The 12,969-nt window shown below is 67.7% G+C and carries 12 protein-coding genes and 2 pseudogenes; 9 read left to right on the top strand and 5 right to left on the bottom strand.

Translation table 11 applies throughout. The annotated features are described in order from the left end of the window. The first annotated feature begins 271 nt into the window (after window positions 1-271). Window positions 272-1,276: a cytochrome c oxidase subunit II gene (locus tag ACLB9X_RS23025; protein WP_410362271.1), complete on the top strand. Its 1,005-nt coding sequence runs from the start codon at window positions 272-274 to the stop codon at window positions 1,274-1,276. 1,263 nt (window positions 1,277-2,539) lie between these two features. Here the strand turns inward: ACLB9X_RS23025 and ACLB9X_RS23020 are convergent. Beyond that, complete coding sequence (locus tag ACLB9X_RS23020) at window positions 2,540-3,526, bottom strand: Rieske 2Fe-2S domain-containing protein (protein WP_410362270.1); 987 nt, start codon at window positions 3,524-3,526, stop codon at window positions 2,540-2,542. A gap of 178 nt (window positions 3,527-3,704) precedes the next feature. Between ACLB9X_RS23020 and ACLB9X_RS23015 the strand changes: the two genes are divergently transcribed. The 4 genes and pseudogenes from ACLB9X_RS23015 to ACLB9X_RS23000 form a co-directional block, all read left to right on the top strand. After that, the gene (locus ACLB9X_RS23015) at window positions 3,705-4,061 is read left to right on the top strand and encodes a hypothetical protein (protein WP_410362269.1); all 357 of its coding nucleotides are present in this window, start codon (window positions 3,705-3,707) and stop codon (window positions 4,059-4,061) included. Between the two features lie 323 nt (window positions 4,062-4,384). Beyond that, window positions 4,385-4,867 carry a DUF2243 domain-containing protein gene (locus ACLB9X_RS23010; protein ID WP_410362415.1) on the top strand — a complete coding sequence of 161 codons (483 nt, stop codon included), beginning with the start codon at window positions 4,385-4,387 and terminating at the stop codon, window positions 4,865-4,867. Beyond that, a pseudogene (locus ACLB9X_RS23005) lies at window positions 4,774-5,346 on the top strand (cytochrome c oxidase assembly protein); the annotation flags it as partial. The gene ACLB9X_RS23010 and the pseudogene ACLB9X_RS23005, both read left to right, overlap by 94 nt. Window positions 5,347-5,405: 59 nt before the next feature. Next, a pseudogene (locus ACLB9X_RS23000) lies at window positions 5,406-5,558 on the top strand (cytochrome c oxidase assembly protein); the annotation flags it as partial. Window positions 5,559-5,771: 213 nt separating this feature from the next. On the opposite strand, the gene ACLB9X_RS22995 reads toward ACLB9X_RS23000, so the two are convergent. From ACLB9X_RS22995 to ACLB9X_RS22980, 4 genes are all read right to left on the bottom strand, one after another. Continuing rightward, the gene (locus tag ACLB9X_RS22995; RefSeq protein ID WP_410362427.1) at window positions 5,772-6,023 is read right to left on the bottom strand and encodes a hypothetical protein; all 252 of its coding nucleotides are present in this window, start codon (window positions 6,021-6,023) and stop codon (window positions 5,772-5,774) included. Between the two features lie 67 nt (window positions 6,024-6,090). After that, window positions 6,091-6,678: a hemerythrin domain-containing protein gene (locus ACLB9X_RS22990; RefSeq protein WP_410362268.1), complete on the bottom strand. Its 588-nt coding sequence runs from the start codon at window positions 6,676-6,678 to the stop codon at window positions 6,091-6,093. Between the two features lie 11 nt (window positions 6,679-6,689). After that, complete coding sequence (locus ACLB9X_RS22985; protein WP_410362267.1) at window positions 6,690-7,889, bottom strand: hypothetical protein; 1,200 nt, start codon at window positions 7,887-7,889, stop codon at window positions 6,690-6,692. Window positions 7,890-8,916: 1,027 nt separating this feature from the next. Continuing rightward, complete coding sequence (locus ACLB9X_RS22980) at window positions 8,917-9,414, bottom strand: DUF1360 domain-containing protein (protein WP_410362266.1); 498 nt, start codon at window positions 9,412-9,414, stop codon at window positions 8,917-8,919. A gap of 648 nt (window positions 9,415-10,062) precedes the next feature. Between ACLB9X_RS22980 and ACLB9X_RS22975 the strand changes: the two genes are divergently transcribed. The 4 genes from ACLB9X_RS22975 to ACLB9X_RS22960 all read left to right on the top strand — a co-directional run bounded on the left by ACLB9X_RS22975 (window position 10,063) and on the right by ACLB9X_RS22960 (window position 12,945). Continuing rightward, complete coding sequence (locus ACLB9X_RS22975) at window positions 10,063-10,710, top strand: IS110 family transposase (protein WP_410362265.1); 648 nt, start codon at window positions 10,063-10,065, stop codon at window positions 10,708-10,710. A gap of 371 nt (window positions 10,711-11,081) precedes the next feature. Beyond that, window positions 11,082-11,498 (top strand): aspartate 1-decarboxylase, encoded by a 417-nt coding sequence (panD, locus tag ACLB9X_RS22970; protein ID WP_410362264.1) that lies wholly within the window; start codon window positions 11,082-11,084, stop codon window positions 11,496-11,498. 75 nt (window positions 11,499-11,573) lie between these two features. After that, a complete protein-coding gene (locus ACLB9X_RS22965) occupies window positions 11,574-11,915 on the top strand; it encodes a GNAT family N-acetyltransferase (RefSeq protein WP_410362263.1) in 342 nt (113 codons plus the stop codon). Window positions 11,916-12,132: 217 nt separating this feature from the next. Then, entirely contained in the window at window positions 12,133-12,945 is an 813-nt protein-coding gene (locus tag ACLB9X_RS22960; RefSeq protein ID WP_410362262.1) for an MBL fold metallo-hydrolase, read from the top strand. The last annotated feature ends 24 nt before the right edge of the window (window positions 12,946-12,969 follow it).

Genomic DNA, 12,969 nt, shown 5'->3' with positions numbered 1-12,969 from the left:
CCGGCTGACTCGAGTGCCCTGTGCCTTCCGGCGGCCTGTAACGAGGCCGACGGCGTCGGGGTCCAGGGTGTCGGTGGGACCACCGCGATCGTCCCGAACGGAGCAGATTTTTCACCTCTTCGGTGCATCTGAAGGCACGCTGGGCACCCTCTCGGCATGAGCGCCAGTAGGTTTGGCGCCACCACGTCCACTTCTGCCCGTGTTCAGGCTGGTGAGCGACCAGCATGACGGCTCATGAGAGTCACGGGCGGAGATCTCGGGAAGGCGCTACGTGAGTCCCAACGGCTCCGACCTCCCCCGCAGCCAAGGCGCGGGTGGTACCCCCACGTCGCGTCGCCTGATGCGGCGGAAGCTGCCGCAGGTGCTGACTGCGGGCCTGATCCTGGCTACCGCCTCCGGTTGCTCATACAACTGGGAGGACTTCCCCCGGCTGGGCATGCCCACTCCGGTGACGGAGGAGGCCCCGCGGATCCTCTCCCTCTGGCAGGGCTCGTGGGCGGCAGCGCTCGCGACGGGCTTGCTGGTTTGGGGACTGATCCTTTGGAGCGTCATCGTTCACCGGCGCAGCCGCACCAAGGTGGAGATTCCTGCGCAGACCCGGTACAACATGCCAATCGAGGCGCTGTACACCGTGGTCCCGATCATCATCGTTTCGGTGCTTTTCTACTTCACCGCGCGTGACGAGTCGAAGCTGCTCGCCCTCTCGGAGAAGCCCGCCCATACCATCGGCGTGGTCGGCTACCAGTGGAGCTGGGGCTTCAACTACATCGAGAACGTGGACGGCAAGGCCGACACGGGCGACGCGAAGAAGGACCAATACCTGAGTGTCGTTCCGGACAGGTACCGCAACGCCTTCCCGGCGGGTGCCGAGGGCGTCTACGATGCCGGCATCCCCGGTACCCGGAATCCCCAGAACGGGAACCCCGGACCGACTTTGTGGCTGCCCAAGGGAGAGAAGGTCCGGTTCATCCTCTCCTCCCGCGACGTCATCCACTCCTTCTGGGTACTTCCCTTCCTGTTCAAGCAGGATGTCTTCCCCGGCCACAACGTCAACGCCTTCGAGGCGACTCCCACCAGGGAGGGCACCTTCAGGGGCAAGTGCGCCGAACTCTGCGGCGTCGACCACTCCCGGATGCTCTTCAACGTCAAGGTCGTCTCCCCGGAGCGCTACCAGCAGCACCTGAAGGGGCTCGCCGAGAAGGGGCAGACCGGCTTCATCCCCGCGGGCATCGAAATGACTGACAACGCCCGGAACGCCGAGACCAACAAGTTGTGACACAGGCCGCCGGACTCAACCGACCTGCTCTCCCCGCCCCATGAGCGACACGTGCACAATCGGCTCAGCCGGGTGGCGGGACACTCCTCCCCAGCCGGGACCGCGCCTTGCTCTCGCTTGTGCGAAGTTGCCCCGCAGAAGCATGGATGCCGGCCAACACGATCGGAACAGTGCCTGCTCTGACCTGCAAGACCCATCGGGCCGCATGTCGCTAGTCCGCGCGATCGAGACAAATATCGTGATCATGCTTACGCGAGTTCGTTGCGATGGGCGTCTTTGGCCTCGACGGGGGTCTCGGCTGCGCCGCGTCATCCGTGCAGAACGATCAGCTGTGCGTCCTGGGGCGCGTGCCCGATCGCTGCTTGAGCGTGGGGTCCTCATGACCGCGTCCATCACTGAGCCGCCGCAGGCTGCGACCGGAGGACGTCCGCAGGAGCTCGGGATCAACAGCCGGTGCGCAGAGCATCAAGGTTCATGCCCGTCGGCGGTTGGAGGTTTGCCGTCCCTTTCGAGATGCGGCATAAACGGCTTCCCTGAGCTTACTGAGCCTGGCAGTCGGGTGCAGATGCGGTAGGCGGTTCAGATAGGGGTCGTACGAGACGGTGCTCTCCGGCGGGACGTCATGAGGTGGGCCGGTGGTGAGCGTGCCAAGGGTACGCCATGCCTGTCCCGATTCTGCCGCGCACAGGTGGAACCTCAGCGGCGCTGCCTTGAGTGCTCTGCGGAGGCTCTCGAGGTCACTGGGCACGAGAGGCGAGGTCACTACGGGCAGTGCGGCCAACAGGCCCCTGCGGTTGCCGAGCTGATAGACAAGAAGTGTGGAGTAGGGGCCGGCGAGTGCGTTACGCCGCGGCAGGGGCAAGTGCCTGGTCCGACGTCCCGTTCCGCTGCTGGTCAGCAGCAGGTCCAGGGGATGATCAGGCCCACCGGCGTCGAGCACACGAAGTGCGAGTCCCAATGCGTCGGGTAGCCGTCCGGGCAGTCCAGCGGCGCGCGACCACCGCAACCGGACCTGATAGCCGCCCGGCTCGTCGAGCCACCGTTCGCCCCAGGCTCGACCGGCTGGATGCATCTCGAGGACTCCGGTGCAGCTGACACCGAAGGGATGCAGGGCAGGCGCATGTCGCCAGTGCGCAATCCAGTGTGCTGCCCGAACGACGAGCCCCATGCTCGTGTACTCCTGTCTCATGCGGGCTGCTCCTGGTCGCTGACGGATCACGGCTCTTCTCACCTCCAGGCACCGAGCCCGTCGACAAAGCCCTGTCAGGCGGCGTCGGTCTTGTGCGGCCCGGCGTCCGCGTCCAGGTGCCGCAGTCGTGCTTCGATACGGCCGCCGGTGATGCGGGCGTCGAAGGAGGGCTGCGGTGCGGTCGCAGGGCCGCGTACGTTCCATCCGTCGGACAGGCGGAACACACTGCCGTGCCAAGGACAGCGGACGCAGCCGTCAGCGATCGTTCCCTCGGACAGCGGGCCGCCCATGTGACTGCAGACATCGGCGAGGACATGGACTTGATTGCCGCTCTCGCGCACAACCAGCACCGGCACGTCGTCGACGTGGCGGCGAACCGCCAGGCCGACGGGGAAGTCAGCGACAGCGCCGATCTCGTGCCAGCCGGGCTTCACCAGATGAGGCACCACTTCCGCGTGATTCGCACCGGATGCCTGCCGGTAGGCAAGGTGGCCGCCGATCGCACCACCGAGACCGACAGCCGCCAGCCCTCCGAAGCCAAGAGCCTTGCCCACGGCGGTGCGACCTTGTGTCCGGGCCGTGAACGACCCCGCATACAGCGCTACCGCCGTGATGTTCGCCGCCGCGTGTACGAGTCCCACCCGCATCTGCTGGCGCTGCAGCTCGGCCCAGTCGACCCAGCCCGCCACGGCCGCCGGGGCCGCCGCGGCAAGACCCACCCCGATCAACGTCCGTGCCCCCCGCCGCTGCCTAGGAAGCAGGTCGAGCACTGCCGCGGAAAGCCAGCTTCCGATCGGCACCTGCACCATGAGGGGATGCAGGGGATGCCCAAGCCACCGGCCGTGCAGGAAGTCCCGGCCGCGCCCCAGCGGAAGCGTGTGTATCCCACGCCGGACAATGTCGATCACCCGGTCGTTGCGCGGATGGCGCTCCAGGCGGTCCAAAGCCGAGAGGAACCGGCCCGGGCCTGCTGACGACGCGAAGAAGTCCTTTCGCGATTCAGACTGATCGCGCCATTCCGCACCACCGCCGTTGCCACGAGAGCCGTCCCATCGGTTCATGAGATCTGGGTAACCGCGGACTCCGTCCCAAAACACCGCATCAAGGCGGAGTCTTCCGGAGACCCGCCGACCGTCCCGAAAGAGGTGCCTGATTGGACGGCCCGCGCCTGGGCACACAGGTCCTTACGCGGGTCGTTGCCATGAGGCGACCCGAAGCACGTGGACGGAGGTGGCTGCTGTGGTGAATGCACTGACCGTGGCCCGCGCCCAGGGACTGTTCAATCTCGTCGGCGGCGCGTGGCCGCTGCTGTCCCTGCGGACCTTCGAGCGGGTTTACGGCCCCAAGACAGACGAGTGGCTTCAGAAGACGACAGGGGGCCTCCTGGTGTCCATCGGCTGGACGATGGCGTGCACTGCCTCAGACGCGGAGGGACTGCGGCACGCCCGACGTATCGGCGTGAGCACAGCGGCCACCCTCCTCGCCGTCGACCTCGTGTACGTCCCACTGGGACGAATTCGCCCCACCTACCTCATGGACGCGGCCAAGGAAATCGCCTGGCTCGCGGCCTGGTGGCGCACACGCAGCACAACGTGAACGGGACATCCCGCCCGGCATCGCCAGCAGTCCCGCGGCGTACCGCTGAAAGTCGACGCTCAGTGCCACAGGAGTCAGCAGTACGTCACTGGACGCATCAGCCTTGCGTGGGGCCCAATGAGCGAGCACGTCGGCCGCTTGCAGGCCCACGGTCAGGTCGGAAACGAAGTTCGCGAACACCAACGTAGGGTCACCGGGATCTGCTGTGTGCTCCGCTGTCATGCTGCCATTCCACCTCGTCCGCGATGAAGAGGCTGAAGGGCGCGCTCCGGTTTCACGGATATGCTGCCAGATCGAGCGACCAAGGGAAAGGACTCGGGGTGATGACTGAATCGCCACGAGCGGCGTCCGAGCCGCGGCCGCGACGGTCGATGGTGGTCTGCGCGCTGATCGGCGCGGCTGTCATGGCAGCACTGGATGAGATCGTGTTCCATCAGGTCCTCGGCTGGCACCACTTCTACGATCGCTCCACCTCCTCCGTGGGACTCCTCTCGGACGGCCTGCTGCACACGGCAGAATTACTGGGACTGGTGGCAGGATTCTTCCTCTTCGCCGATCTGCGTCGCCGCCGGTCACTGGTCGGGCCGCATGCCTGGGCGGGCTTCTTCCTGGGGCTCGGGGCGTTCCAGCTGTTCGACGGGATCGTGGATCACAAACTGCTGCGTCTGCATCAGATCCGCTACGGTGTCGGCATCGTGCCCTACGACATCGCATGGAACGCGGCCGCTCTGGTGCTGCTCGCCGTCGGTGCCGTGCTGGTACTCCGAGCGGCCCGGCACCGGCGTGGTGGACCGGCCGAACGGTGACACCCTTCTGCAGTCACCACTCCGGCGTTGCGGGACCGGTCGAGACGATCACCGCTGCGATCGCGATGGTGACCGTAGTGGTGTACATGGCGGCCGCCGCTCGGCTGCGCCGGCGCGGTGACGCCTGGCCGTGGAGCCGCGACGCGACCTTCACTGTCGGGGGCGCGGGTATCGCGTACGCAGTGCTTGTTCCGCTACTGGGTGGACCCTTCGCGGCTCATGCGGCCGAGCACGTGATCGTCGCGATGGTCGCGCCGCTGCTGCTTGCCCTCGCCCGGCCCCTCACTCTCGCCATGCGCGCGCTGCCCGCCGGCCGCGCGCGGCGCGCCCTGCTGGCCGCGGCGCACTCCCGGCCGGTGGCCTGGCTGCTCTTCCCGCCGACAGCCGCTCTGCTCGACATGGGCGGGCTGTGGGTGCTCCACCGCACCGAGTTGTTGGCCGCCGGCCACGGGCACGTGCTGCTATACGCCGCTGTCCAGGCCCATGTCCTCTTTGCCGGCTTGCTGTTCACGTTCGCGGTCTGCCGACTCGATACCCGATGCGCCGGCCCTGGGGCCTTGCCTGGCGGGGAACCGTGCTCATGGTCGCGGGGGCGGCACATGCCGTGCTGGCCAAGTCCCTGTACGCTGTTCCTCCCCCCGGCACCCGCTTCTCCACGGCCGACTTGCACACCGGCGCCCTGCTGATGTACTACGGCGGCGATCTTGTCGAGATTGCCCTTGCCACCGTGCTGGCCGTCCAGTGGTACACCAGCACCGGACGGGCCCGGGCACGGCGCCGTCGCGCCGCGGCAGCGGCCCGACCACCGTCTGGAGCAGTCTGGCAGCCAGGTCGCCTGTCGTGTGACTGTGCTGCGGGCGCTGTCCACGTGCACCGGCGTACGGCGCCCGTGGAACGCAGCCGCTCAGGCGCCGAGCTTGCCGACCGCGTCGCGCAGCGCCGCCGCCAGCCGAGTCACATCCTCCTGGGCGGGCGACGAGGTGCCCAATCTTTCCACCAGCTCTGCACGCGAGAGAAGCACCGCTGCGCCGCGGAAGGCGTCGCTGTCAAGGTCGGCCCGGCCGACCACCTGCGCCTTCCCTTCCAGGAGGATCAGGGCAGCGTCGCCCCCGGTCGCCTCCAGCAGTTCGCAGACCAGAGCGTCGTCGATCACCATGTACTCCCTTCTTGTAGTGCGCCCCAGCCGGCAGCCCGGTCCGAACGCCCCCGGGCTTCCGCTCGATTCAGCCCTTGCCCATGGCATTGCGGACCGCGTCCTTGGTGCGGTCCATCAGCGCGGCAACCGGTCCCAGCGCGATGTTGGCCATTCCGGACTCCACCCCTGGGTGCGGCCGGGTGGGGGCCATGGCCTCGGCTGCCCTGACCGCCCTGGCCATGGCGGCCCGATTGGTGGCGTCGGTGCTGCGGCGGATGTGGACGAACTCGTAGCGCTCTTCGGCCCGTGCGTGTTCCTGGACCTCCGTACGCAGTTTCATCAGCCGGGGAATGAACTTCGGGTCGTCGGTGTCGAGGTCGTCGAGCGCCGCCAGGGTTTCCTTGGCCGCCTTCTCCTCTGCCAGACGGTCGTCGACGACTTGTTCACCACCCGGGATGCTGCGCGCGAAGGGATGGACGACCTCCTCCTCCGCGGTCTCGTGCACCGCGAGCAGGCGCACCAGGCGGTGGAAGGCGTCGCGGCGCTCTTCGCCGTTCGCGGCCTCCACCTCGTCGAAGAGATTGCGGATGTCGCCGTGCTGGCGCATCAGCAGCGCGACGACGTCGTTGTCCGGGGCGTGGTCGTCGCCGGCCTGAAGAGTCTGGATCTCGGACATGTGCCGGTGCCTCACTTCTCGCGCATGGCGGGGTCGGGGTGCTCGCCCTCGTACTCGATGCGGTACTCGCGGCCGAACATCTGATCGTGCTCGGCCATGACCCGCTCGCTCGGCGGCTCCTCGCCGCCGTGGAGGCGCTCCTGCATCTGCTCGAACCGCTCGTGGGCCTCCCGCACATAGCCGGCACCCAGCGTGGTGAGGTCCATCTGGGTGTCCAGCAGTTCCCGCAGGTACTCCTTGTTGGGCTCGAAGGTGAGCACGTTCGGCAGCTCGGGGGCCAGCACCGATTCCGGGTCCCGCCCGTCATGGCGGCGCATCAGATCACACGCACGGTGCAGGTGCTCGAGCTCCATGTTCAGGTGCAGTTCCCAGATCGCCTTGACCTTCTGATCGCTCTCCTGCTCCATGAAGGAGTGGTACAGGTAGCACTCGTTGTACTCGTGGGTGACCAATTGCTCCCACCATGTCTCCCCGGGGTCCACGAGGGACTCGTAGTGGGTGACGTGCTCCTCCTCGATCAGGCCGATCTCCTGATACAACTGGCGGGCGATCGGCTCCATGTAGGTGGGGCCGGTGTTCATGTAGAAGCTCATGGTCTGCTGCTCCGCCGACAGGACGGTCAGCGCGTGCAGCTTCGACAGGGGGCTCGTTTCGTCCTTCGCGTAGGGGTCGCGGACGTTGTCGACCGGGTCGCGGTGGTGGAACTTCGTCGGCCGGCCCGGCATGACCTCGGTCAGCCCGTCCACGATCGACTCCGCCTTGCGGTGCTCGATCATCTCGTACAGGTTCGCGTACCGGTACAGATGGTCAAAGTCCTCCAGCACACCGAACTGGTACGCCTGCTTCAGATACGGATCCGGTTCCATCCGCGCGATCCACGCCGTCAGGTCCACCGCGACCTGCTCGTAGGCGATCGTCGTCTCCAGCACCGACGACACCCCCGGCAGCAGCCAGTTCACCGCCTTCTGCTGCTGCGCCTCGATATAGCGCACACGCGCCAGCTGCCGCTTGACCTCAGGGTCCACCGTGTTCCGGGCCAGCTGATGGCTGAAGAGAATCGCCTCCACCTCGATCCCGTTCATCGTGATGATGCGGCACCGTGTGTACGGATCACACCGGTCCGGATCGATCGGCTGCACATTCAGCTCACGCCAACTGCGCAACTGCCGGTCCAGCGGGATGCCCCGCTGCTCGAGCGGATTGAAGGTCACGACGGCTTCTCCTCGATGACAAACGGGACGGGCTGGCGGGGTACCCCCGTGGTCGCGATCCATGTCCGCCGAGTCCGCAGGGCACCCGGCACATGCTTCGCCCGTCCGGACAGGCTCGCGAGCGCACACGCCCGGCCGGCCGTGTCCGTGCCCTGAATGGCGCAGGACCGCAAGGGCACCGAGACTTCGCAGCGACTCGGCCGCCACCCCTGGACCATCGAGTGCACCATGGCCTGGCTCGCCGGCTGTCGCCGCATCCACTGCCGCTACGAAAGCAAGGCAGAGCAACTTCCTCGCCTTCACCAGCATCGCCTGCACACTCATCTCGGGGTACGAATCCCATGCGACCGATTCGAGCCCCAACGGCTCCACGCGGACACGGCCTACGACGTCCCCCGCCTGCGGAAATGGCAATGCTGTAAGAGGGCGCTTTTTGAAGTAGGAGGATTGCCCTTTACGTCCTTGTACGTTCCTCCCCAGGTGGGTGTCGTCTCGTCCGTTATGCGCTTGGCGAGGTTGTCGATCGAGGCACGCGGCTTTCAGGTCGTGAAAAGGCCCTGGGTGGTTGAGCGGAGCATCGGTTGGATCATGATGCAGGATGGTCGAGCATCCGCCTCGGAGAGCGTCATTCGTTGCCTATGGGATGAGAGCCCTCAAAGCAGGGCAGGGGCGAGAGCCGCATATAGGGTTTGACCTGCATAAACGCCCTCTGAGTGGAGAGGCGTCAGCATAGCCCGCAAGGGTATCGAGTGCAGCGAACGGCTCGGCCGGCGCCGCTGGGTCTACCGCCGGATCGCCGAGCGGACGGGCAAGCCCGCGCACGCCTCAAAGCCATGCACGTGCCGTGCCGACCACCGTTGCCGGGCCGTGTCCACGGACGAAACGCAGCACATCTCCGATTAGACACCGCACGTTTTCGCCGCGCTGTTCAGCCAGACGGCCGCGGGCGGCTGAACGCGTCGAGTACGTGGAGCTGCATCTCCCGGCGCACGGCGGCAGCAAACGCTGCATCATCCAGCTCGGGACGTCACTCACTCCGAGTCACTTCCATGAGTCCGCTGTATGCGAGCTGGAGCGCATCAGCGCCGGCCACGGACGCCATGACGGCCGTAGCGGTCCGAGTCGCCCGAGGCCACAGGCAGCGCCCCGCCGTCAAGGTGGTGCTCACCCAAAGGCTCATGCAGAACGGGCAGGTCAGAAGCTCACCGACCGTGTGCCTCAGCCCATGGCGCGGTCGTTCCACGACCTCGGCCGGCCCCTGCGTACCCTTGTAGGTGGTGAAGGGCGTCCGCAGCGGGCTGGTCACAGCACCTTTCGTCAGGAGGCGGCTGATCCGGAAGGTGGCGATCGCGGTGAGAACGATGTCCTGTGCATCGTGCCGCTCCGGCGGCCGACCGTAGCGCTGGATCAGGGCCGCCGATCCCGCGGCGTAGGTGGCATAAGCCGCCAGCGCCATCGCGTAACCGCCCATCGGCCGCTCGTCGGCTTCTCCGTCGGCCGTTCGTACATCCTGTTGCGCGCCCACCGGCACCCCCTCTCGTCATCCGGTGCGCGGGTGCCCCCTGTGACAACCGTCAACCCAGCACCACACTCCTGACTTGTTGCATCGAGCCCAGACGCTCGTCTGCAGCCTCAGCGTTCAGGCTGTCGGTGAGCGCGCCCGCAGTGCTCCTTGCCGCCCTCGGGCCGGCTCACTGATAGCCTGCCACCGCTGGCCGACACCCGCGCGGTGTGGCTCGACAGAGGCATGACGGTGACGCAGAGACTTCGAGTCAGGGTGCCCGCGCACTCCCTTCCTGTCTCACCGAGTGCGAGGGCAGCAGCCTGTGATCCTGATCGGTGTTTATCCACACAGTCGTCCCACACCGCCGTCGCCATCGACGCCGCGGGCCATCAGGTGGCCCAGCGCCGGTTCGTAGTCAACGCCGGGACCTTCCGCCAGCTGATGCGCTGGTGCGAGCAGTGGCCCGAGCGCCGATTCGCCGTCGAAGGCGCCGGCTGCCCGGGCCGCTCGATCCTGTCTACGACTGCGCCCGCCAGCCCGCGACCCGAGCGCCGAAGCTCACGGTCGACAAGCTCAGCAGCTCGCTCGCCTCAGACTCGACTGGGCGGCATGGGGGTGTGCAAGAAGGGGCCGTCTGCCGGGTAAGGTTCGGCAAGATCTCGCGCACGCATGGCCTCCCTCCTCGCTTTGTGGCACCGGTGGCCTTTCGGACGGCAGATCACTGCACCTCAGGAAGCCGGCACGCCGTCGGTGCGGCGCTCGATCATCGCGGACGTCTTCACCGCATTCGACGAACAGACCGTCGTCGTCCCGGGAACGGATGCCGCCGCGCTGATCGTCCCAAGCCTCGCCAGCTCGCTCCAATCCGTGCTTGAGCAGCGGAAACTCCTCGCCGCGAGGATCGAGGAACTCCTGGAGGCCCACCCTCTTTCCCAGGTCCTGATCTCGATGCCCGGTATCGGGATCAGGACCGCCGCCCGCATCCTCATCGACGTCGGCGACGGCAGCGGCTTTGCCACCGCCGGACACCTCGCCGCCTACGCCGGCCTCGCACCCGTGACCCGCAGTTCCGGCTCTTCCATCCGCGGCGAACACCCCTCCAGGCGCGGCAACAAACAGCTCAAGAGAGCCTTCTACCTCGCCGCGTTCGCCTCGCTCTCCCAGCCCGAGTCACGCGCCTACTACGACCGTAAACGCCGCGAGGGGAAGCACCACATCGCCGCCCTCATCGCACTCGCCCGACGCCGCATCGACGTCCTCTTCGCCATGCTCCGCGACGGCACCTTCTACCAACCACCCACACCCACTACGGCTTGACGAAAGCCATAGAGGCACCTTTTTCAGGCGGAATTGAGGGGCCCTGGCCAGCTGACCCAGGGCGGCGTGTGGCCTCCCGGTGGTCGGCCGCCTTCGCTCTCGACTGCCGCCCAGAGCGCCGGAGTGACGGTGATCACGGACGCCGGTGGGAGGGTGCTGCGTAAGCTTGTGCAGTCGTCTGGGTGGGGTCCAGGAGGGCGGGGGAAGTCCCCCTGCAATGGCCTGATGACTCGTCAGAAAAGTCAGCAAGTGGTCAGCATGAGTTCTGAAAAACCTGGGGAACGCTGCCCGAACATGCGACGTTGTAGGGTAGGGAACCGCCCTTGACCTGCAAAAACGCAGGCAGGGAGCCTATGTCCAGGAGTACCTCGATGATGCGTACAATGTTCAAGTCCAAGATCCATCGCGCGACCGTCACCCAGGCCGACCTGCACTACGTCGGCTCCGTCACCGTCGACCGCGACCTCATGGACGCCGCCGACCTCCTGCCCGGTGAGCTCGTGCACATCGTCGACATCACCAACGGCGCCCGCCTGGAGACCTACGTCATCGAGGGGCAGCGCAGCTCCGGTGTGATCGGCATCAACGGGGCGGCCGCCCATCTCGTCCACCCCGGCGACCTCGTGATCCTCATCAGCTACGCCCAGGTCGACGACGCCGAGGCGCGCGCCCTCGTCCCCAGCGTCGTCCACGTCGACGCCGCCAACCGGATCGTGGCCCTCGGCTCCGACGCGTCCGCCCCCGTGCCCGGCACCGACACCGCGCGCAGCCCCCACGCCGTCGTCTGACCCCCCTCGTACCACCGCCGGCGGGGACCGCCCGCCCGGCGGCCCCGTCCGACGCATCGAGGAGAGAACCCCGCCGTGGGAGAGATCGAGATCCGCGACAACCGGCCCGCAGGGCTGCTGGAAGCGCACCTGGACGGAGAGGTGGCCGGGCGCATCGCGTACTTCGTACTGGCGGGGGGCACCGCCGCACTCGTCGCCGTCCACACCGTGGTCGAGCCGGGCCACGAGGGCAAGGGCATCGGGGGCGCGCTCGTGCGCGAGTTCTACGCGACAGCGGCGCGCGAGAACGTCCCCGTCGTACCGCTGTGCCCGTACGCCGCCAAGTGGGCCCTGAAGCATTCCGACGAGGCGCCGGCCGCGCCCGCCGAGCTCGTCCGGGAGGCCGAGGAGCAGCTCAAGGCACACCCCGAGCTGTGACGGCCCTGCCACGCTGAGCCCCGGGACCGGCGGTCCGACGCCGATCCCAGGGCATGTGGGTGCCATGTGCGGCAGCGGGCCCCGCCCCACGGGGGGACACTGTGAAACAGAAGCACTCGGCCCGGGGGCCTGCCTCGCCTGCACCCGGCCTGCACGTGACCGCGGCGCCGTGAGCCGTGATCCGATCCCTGCCACCTGGGGGGTTCCCGGAGAAATCATGGCCATTCACCGAATCGGACACGAGATCAGCGTCCTCGGCGATCACCTGCCGGTGCCGGGCATCGGCTACCTCACGGTCAACGCCTTCGTGCTCCACGCCGCCGAGCCCGTGGTCGTCGACACGGGACTCGGCCTGCCCGACCGCTCCTTCCTCGACATGGTCGGCAGCGTCGTCGACCCCGAGGACGTCCGCTGGATCTGGCTCACGCACCCCGACCGCGACCACACGGGCGGCCTGTTCGCGCTGCTGGCCGCGGCACCGCGGGCGCGCCTGGTGACCACGTACCTCGCGGTCGGCATGATGTCGACCGAACGGCCCCTGCCCCTGGACCGGGTCTACCTGCTCAACCCGGGGCAGTCCCTGGACGTCGGCGACCGGGTCCTGCACGCCTTCCGGCCGCCGCTGTTCGACAACCCCGCCACGGTCGGCTTCTACGACGACAAGTCGGCCGCCTGCTTCAGCTCCGACTGTTTCGGCGCCCCCATCGCCAGCGCCGACCTCGCCGCGGGAGCCACCGCGTGCGACATCAAGGACGACGAGCTGCGGGCGGCGCAGCTGTTGTGGGCCACCGTCGACAGCCCGTGGATCCACTGGATCGACCCGGAGAAGTACGCGGCGAGTGTGCGGCCGCTCCGCGAGATGGCACCCGAGGCGGTGCTGAGTACCCACCTTCCCCCCGCGCTCGGCCTCGCCCCTCAGATGATCGACAACATTGCGGCGGCGCCCGAGGCCGACCCGTTCGTCGGCCCCGACCAGCAGGCGCTGGAGCAACTGCTCGCCGGGTTCGAACCGGGAGGCGCCCCTCGATGAGCCCGGCGCAGCCTCCCGCGTGCG

Source organism: Streptomyces sp. 5K101, assembly GCF_046506645.1.
Classification (GTDB): domain Bacteria; phylum Actinomycetota; class Actinomycetes; order Streptomycetales; family Streptomycetaceae; genus Streptomyces.
Note: the sequence above shows the minus strand (reverse complement) of the source record. Positions and strands in the feature narration are given on the sequence as shown.

Excerpts from the sequence above, each read along its gene's own strand:
- ACLB9X_RS23020 (WP_410362270.1), bottom strand. The coding sequence starts at position 3,526 with ATGAACCGATGGGACGGCTCTCGTGGCAACGGCGGTGGTGCGGAATGG.
- ACLB9X_RS22975 (WP_410362265.1), top strand. The coding sequence starts at position 10,063 with ATGGCCTCCCTCCTCGCTTTGTGGCACCGGTGGCCTTTCGGACGGCAG.
- ACLB9X_RS22995 (WP_410362427.1), bottom strand. The coding sequence starts at position 6,023 with ATGGTGATCGACGACGCTCTGGTCTGCGAACTGCTGGAGGCGACCGGG.
- ACLB9X_RS23010 (WP_410362415.1), top strand. The coding sequence starts at position 4,385 with ATGACTGAATCGCCACGAGCGGCGTCCGAGCCGCGGCCGCGACGGTCG.
- ACLB9X_RS22960 (WP_410362262.1), top strand. The coding sequence starts at position 12,133 with ATGGCCATTCACCGAATCGGACACGAGATCAGCGTCCTCGGCGATCAC.
- panD (WP_410362264.1), top strand. The coding sequence starts at position 11,082 with ATGATGCGTACAATGTTCAAGTCCAAGATCCATCGCGCGACCGTCACC.
- ACLB9X_RS22990 (WP_410362268.1), bottom strand. The coding sequence starts at position 6,678 with ATGTCCGAGATCCAGACTCTTCAGGCCGGCGACGACCACGCCCCGGAC.